The sequence below is a fragment of the Corallococcus praedator genome (genome assembly GCF_003612125.1).
In the GTDB taxonomy this organism is placed as follows: domain Bacteria; phylum Myxococcota; class Myxococcia; order Myxococcales; family Myxococcaceae; genus Corallococcus; species Corallococcus praedator.
The window spans coordinates 1-4,751 of the sequence record NZ_RAWI01000562.1 but is presented as its reverse complement, the minus strand read 5'-3'; the positions used below and the strand labels follow the sequence as shown (position 1 = coordinate 4,751).

General features: G+C 71.1%; 5 protein-coding genes and 1 pseudogene. 1 reads left to right on the top strand and 5 read right to left on the bottom strand.

Annotated elements, in window-relative coordinates; translation table 11 throughout:
- The 4 genes and pseudogenes from D7Y13_RS38760 to D7Y13_RS38745 form a co-directional block, all read right to left on the bottom strand.
- Positions 1–404 (bottom strand): annotated as a pseudogene (locus D7Y13_RS38760) (endonuclease domain-containing protein); the annotation flags it as partial.
- Positions 405–543: 139 nt separating this feature from the next.
- Complete coding sequence (locus D7Y13_RS38755) at positions 544–1,779, bottom strand: MFS transporter (RefSeq protein WP_120586057.1); 1,236 nt, start codon at positions 1,777–1,779, stop codon at positions 544–546.
- Position 1,780: 1 nt separating this feature from the next.
- Complete coding sequence (locus D7Y13_RS38750) at positions 1,781–2,719, bottom strand: SDR family oxidoreductase (protein WP_120538151.1); 939 nt, start codon at positions 2,717–2,719, stop codon at positions 1,781–1,783.
- On the bottom strand, positions 2,716–3,543 hold the full coding sequence (locus tag D7Y13_RS38745) for a lysophospholipid acyltransferase family protein (protein ID WP_120538150.1): 828 nt from the start codon (positions 3,541–3,543) through the stop codon (positions 2,716–2,718). The genes D7Y13_RS38750 and D7Y13_RS38745 overlap by 4 nt, the downstream gene beginning before the upstream one ends.
- A 100-nt stretch (positions 3,544–3,643) precedes the next feature.
- On the opposite strand from D7Y13_RS38745, the gene D7Y13_RS38740 reads away from it, so the two are divergent.
- Positions 3,644–4,270, top strand: coding sequence for a hypothetical protein (locus tag D7Y13_RS38740; protein WP_120538149.1), 627 nt, complete (start codon positions 3,644–3,646; stop codon positions 4,268–4,270).
- Here D7Y13_RS38740 and D7Y13_RS38735 read toward each other — a convergent pair.
- The gene (locus D7Y13_RS38735; RefSeq protein ID WP_120586058.1) at positions 4,267–4,656 is read right to left on the bottom strand and encodes a VOC family protein; all 390 of its coding nucleotides are present in this window, start codon (positions 4,654–4,656) and stop codon (positions 4,267–4,269) included. The genes D7Y13_RS38740 and D7Y13_RS38735 overlap by 4 nt on opposite strands.
- Positions 4,657–4,751 lie beyond the last annotated feature (95 nt).

Genomic DNA, 4,751 nt, shown 5'->3' with positions numbered 1-4,751 from the left:
CCGATGATGAGCGCACGGCACAGCGCCCACGTGGCCTCCGGCAGCCGCGCGGGCGGCGCCAGCCCGTCCAGCAACACGCGCCGCTCGTGCGCCGTCTTGCCCGTGAACACCGGCATGTGTCTGGGATTCGCGGCCGTCAGGCTGAACGTCGCCAGCGCCTCCGCGTCCGCCCCCAGGTCCCTTCCCGCCGCCAGCGCCCGGGCCCAGCCCAGCGCCGCCGCGTTCAGGTCCTCACCGGAGACCTCCACCACCGCCAATCCATGGCGGGCCGCCCACCGGGCCCAGAGCATGTTCCCAGCGTCCGCCGGGCCCTCCAGCACGCTCAGCGTCGCGATGCCTTCTTTCCGGCGCCGGGCCTGCCGGTCCAACGCATCCAGCAGCGCGACATCTCCCGCCAATGGCAAGCCCGCCCCCCCGGAAGTGGTATCGCTTCACCACCTCCTGTGCGTGCAAAGCCTGCTCTGCCAGGTCGGGCGCTGACAAGACCCCCAAAGGAGGTATGGACTTACGGATGGGTTTGACCCGGGTGGGTCTGGAACCGCTCTACCGCGCCTTCTCCTCCAGCGATTCCCGACTCAGGAGCAGCCCCAGCCCCGCCGCCGCGAGCGCGGAAACCATGCCCGTCAGGAAGGGGGTCTGGGTGCCCAATGACGCATACATCCAACCGGTCGCCACCGGCCCTACCGTGCGCGCAAGGCCCCCGCACGACTGCGCCAGACCCAGCACGGCGCCCTGCTGCGACGACGTGGCCACCTGCGAGGCCAGGCTCGAAATCAGCGGCTGCAGGAACCCCATGCCCACGCCCACCAGCACCACGGAGGCCATCATCAGCGGCGCCTGCTGCGACACCGCGAGCCCCGTCATGCCCGACGCCAGGATGAGCGCCCCGGTGATGAGCAGCCGGAACTCCCCCACCTTGCGCGCCAGCGGCCCAATCAGTCCGCCCTGGATGATGAGCCCCAGTCCGCCCACCACCGCGAACGTGTAGCCCACCTCCTTGGAGCCCCAGCCCAGCCGCGACTGCACCACCAGCGCGAACGCCACCTGGAGCGTGGTCATGGACAGGAACACCGCGAAGAACAATCCCAGCACCATCCCCAGGGCCTTGCGCCGGGGGGAGTCCTGCAACGCGGACCAGCGCGTCTGGGATTTCGCCTGGACGCGCGCCTCGGGCGGGTGCGTCTCCGGCATCGCCACCAGCGCGCCCACGAAGCCCACCAGCGCCAGCCCTCCGGCCAGCAGCGGCGGCACCCACGGCCCCAGGCCGGAGAACACCCCGCCCAGCGTGGGCCCCAGCACCATGCCCAGCCCGATGCCCGCGCCGATGCGGCCCATCGACTTCGCGCGCGTCTGCCGCGTCGTCACGTCCGCGATGGCCGCCTGACACGCGGCGATGTTCCCGGACGTCGCCCCCGCCAGGATGCGCGAGGCGAAGAGCAGGGGGAGCATCTTCTCGTAGCTGGCCAGCGCGAACAGCACCATCGCCGCCGCGTTCGCCAGCAGGCTCAGCAGGATGACCGCCCGCCGCCCGTGCCGGTCCGAGTAGCGCCCGAGCAGCGGCGTCGCGAGCAGCTGGGTGAAGGAGAAGCACCCCAGCAGGATGCCCACCATCCGCGCCGAGCCGCCCATGGACTGCACGTAGAAGGGCAGCATCGGGATGACGATGCCGAAGCCCACCAGGTCCAGGAACACGGTGAGGAACACCACCGCCTCCACCCGGCGCAGCAGGCCGGGCGTCGCTTCCCGCGCCGGCGTCACACTCAGGCTCTCCGTGACCATCTCAGCCGATTCCTGACGGGGTGATGGGCAGCGAATCCGCGTACGCCCGGAGGATGCGGCCCTCGTCGTAGGTGGCCTTGAAGCCCGTGGCCTCCAGGAAGCGCTTGTTGTCCACCACGATGGGGTATCTCAAATGGTCCGTCGCGCCCACCGACAGCCGGGGGAAGCCCGCCCGTCCCATCAGGAGCGACATGAGGGGTGAGGGCAGCGGCACCGGCGTGCGGCCCGTGCCCTTGATGATGACCGACAGCGGCACGGGAGACGGGCCCGCGACGTTGAAGATGCCGCGCACGCGCTTCTCCAGCGCGAGCTGCAGCGCCGTCACCACGTCCTCCTCCTGCATGACGTGGAACAGCGGGTCGTAGCCCAGCACCATGGGCACGCGCTTGCCGCGAATCAGGTTCGCGAGCGTGCCCGTGCCCGGCGTGCCCAGCGTGTACACGAGCCGCAGCACCGCGGTGGTGATGTTCGGCAGGCGCCACAGCGCCGTCGCCGCGTACAGGTCCGCGGCCACCAGGTCCGCCAGCTCCGGGATGGCCTCCAGCGCGCGCGGAGGCTCGTCCTCGGAGTGGTACAGCGGCGAGTCCGGCGCCGCCCCGTAGAACGTGTGCCGGCCCACGAAGAGCACCTGCTTCACGCCGTGCGCGGCGCAGTGGTCGAACACCGCCTTGGTGCCGTCCAGGTTGATGCGGCCCCGCTCGCCGCCCCGCACCGTGAAGGCCGTCACCGTGGCCATGTGCACCACCGCGTCCGGCTTCCAGCGGCGGAAGACGTCCTCGGCGGCGCGCTTGCGCACGTCCACCGGGTGGACCTCGATGTCCTTGGGGCCGTCCCGCCACGGGCGGATGTCCAGCCCCGCGACCTGGTGTCCGCTGTCGCGCAGGCGCAGGGCCAGCCTTCGCGCGATGCCGCCGGAGATGCCGGGGATCAACACCTTCATGGCAGCAGCCTCCGGGCGCGGCGCAGGTTGCGCTCGGCGCGGTGGTCCTCGATGAGCCGCGCGATGCTGTCCTTCACCTGGTCCACGTACCCCTGGATGATGTGGTCCTCCTCGTCGCCGGTGCCCTGGAAGACGAGCGGCTCACCGTAATGGATCTCCAGCCCCACCGGCAGCGGCAGCGGCAGGAGGTACGGCGTCAGCGGCACGTACGGCACGCCCAGCAGCTTGCCCAGCGCGTACGCGTTGGTCACCGTGGGGATGGCCGCGCCGCCGCCCAGGAAGGCGAAGGGGATGATGGGCGAGCGCGTCTGGAGCGCCAGCCGGATGAAGCCCGTGCCGAAGTCCACCAGCGAGTAGCGCTCCGTGTAGAGCTTCGCGGTGCCCCGAGCGCCTTCCGGGAAGATCATCAGGAGCCGGTCATCCTCCAGCAGGCGCACGGCGTGCTCGGGCAGGCCGGTGAACTGGCCGGTGCGGCTGGCCCACAGGGAGGCCACCGGGAACTTGTGGATGAAGCGCTCCACCATGCCCTGCGCGAGCCTGGGTGGATCCATCTCCAGCATCGTGGAGGTGAGCACCATCATCCCGTCCACCGCGACGCCGCCGGAGTGGTTGCCCACCAGCATGCCCCGGCCCTTCTTGGGGATGTGTTGCACGCCGGTGCAGCGCACCCGGAAGTAGTTCCGGTAGAGGAAGGCGAAGAACTCCAACGCCAGTTTCAGGTGCTTCTTGGAGATGCCATACGGGTCGACGCCGTACTCGTTGAAGGGCAGCTCCAACCGCTCCACCCGGGCTGACAGGGACTCGCTCTGGGGCACGGGGCGCACCGTAGCACCGCGCGTGCGCTTTGCACGGGGGCCCCGCGTACCCCATTGTGCTCCCGACACAGGTGCCCTGGAGGCCAGGGCACCCCGGGAGGCGCGCACGATGGCGGGGCAGTGGACGGGAATGCTGGAGGGCGCGCTCGCGTGGGCGAAGGCGCTGCCCGAACAGCTCTCCTCGGAGGTCGCGGTGGACGTGGCCGGCCGGCGGGTGCGGCTGTCGCACGCGCGGGTGGAGGCGCTGTCGCGCCAGGTGCTCAAGGGCGTCAAGGCGCTGGAGCTGCGCTCCTGGGACTCCCGGCCCGCCGTGTACGACCTGCGGCTGTCCGTGAAGGGCTGGAGGCTGCGGGTGGAGGCCACCCCGGAGCGCGTGGAGCTGGCCCAGGGACGCTACACGCTGTGGCTGTCCACGCCGGGCCGGGTGGAGTTGGAGGAGTCGCCCGGTGCGTCATCGCTGATGATGGTGGCGCTGCGCACCGGCGCGGGCCGGGCCACGCTCAAGGCCCTGGCCCAGAAGCTGTTGCCGCCGGACCTCCAGTGGGACGGGCAGGTACTCCGGGTGGAGGGTCGCCTGCCCAGGGACGGCGCGCTGGCCGCCCGGCTCTTCGAAGCCTCGTCCCTGACGATGACCGCGGTGCACGCCCCGGAAGGGCTGTGGCTGTCCGCGGAGGCGTGGCCGGGGCTGCTGGACCTGCTCCAGGCCGCCCTGGATGCCCGGGTGGGCGCTGCCTAGCGGCCCTCGCCGTCCCACACGTTGGCTCGCCCCTCCAGGGGGCCTCGCTGCGGACGGACGATGCAGAAGCGATGCCCGGTGGGCGCCTCCATCACCCACCAGCGCTTCACGTAGGCGACGCGCCTGGCCCCCAGCGCCTCCAGGCGCTCCAGCTCCGCGTCCAGGTCGTCCGACTCGATGTCCAGGTGGATGCGGCTTTCGTGGTCCACCTGCTGGAGGAGGAGCGAGGGCTCGTCGGCCGTCGCCTCCAGCTCGCGGTAGTTGGGCGAGTCCGGATCCACCGGCTTCAGCTTCCGTCCCAGCGCCGCGCTCCAGAAGCGCGCGGACGCTTCGAGGTTGTCGCTCTTGCAGTCGATGACGAAGGTGCTGAGTCGGCTGTGATGCATGGCTTCTCCTGGAGTCCGCGCAGGGGTGCGCCCAAGGGGTGGGGGGAGCCCGGAATACACCGAAAAGCGGGACGTGGGGGCGCAAAGTGAAGGGG